At 25.0% G+C, this 737-nt stretch carries 1 protein-coding gene; it reads right to left on the reverse strand.

Annotated elements, in window-relative coordinates; translation table 11 throughout:
• Positions 1–275: 275 nt before the first annotated feature.
• Complete coding sequence (locus tag ON17_RS02445; RefSeq protein ID WP_017191913.1) at positions 276–641, reverse strand: hypothetical protein; 366 nt, start codon at positions 639–641, stop codon at positions 276–278.
• Positions 642–737: the final 96 nt, after the last annotated feature.

Genomic DNA, 737 nt, shown 5'->3' on the forward strand with positions numbered 1-737 from the left:
TATTTTTTAAAAAAGGGTTGACAAATATTTTTTTTATGTTATCATAAAGTAAATTAATGAATAATTTTTTCTAAAAGATATTTATTTTAGAAAAATTAGTAGTTTTCTTTCGGTGCCATTTCGCTGGGTCTCACCCCATTACCTTGTTGCTTTTCTTCATCTAAATATATTTTTAAAGAGGAAAAGTTTAAAGTTATTTTTTCTTCTCCTATACCACTATTTAAAACATTATTAATGATATACCAATAATATTTTGCTTCCCAATAATCATTTGCTTAATTGCAATTTTCTTCATTGAGTTCGGCTTTTTCTGGTATTATACTCAAGCACATATTCATATTTTGCGAAGGGTCTTGTGTATTATTGATTTTATCAACTATTTGCATTTTGATTTGATTTTCTGGTAAATTATTTTTGTTAATAAAAGTAGTAAATAAATGTTTTATTTGTTTTAAAATTGAATCAGTTAAATCTTTTAATTTTGCTTCTTCTAAATATTCTTCTAAATCTTCTTCTGGAACCCATAAATTTAATTTATATTTCTCTTGTTTTTGTTCAGTAGTTAAATCATCCCAAGCTTGTTGTAATAAGTTTAGAGCTTTTTCTTCATCAAAACCGTCATTTTCTGAGGTGCCCCACAAAAGTGGTACCAAAAGAAAACAACTAATTGAACCAAATTGTTTATTAATTAAAAATAAACAGTTTGGTTTTTTTTATTTAGCCAAACTTAAAAAAGG

The organism is Poinsettia branch-inducing phytoplasma str. JR1, from assembly GCF_000309465.1.
Lineage (GTDB): Bacteria > Bacillota_I > Bacilli_A > Acholeplasmatales > Acholeplasmataceae > Phytoplasma > Phytoplasma pruni.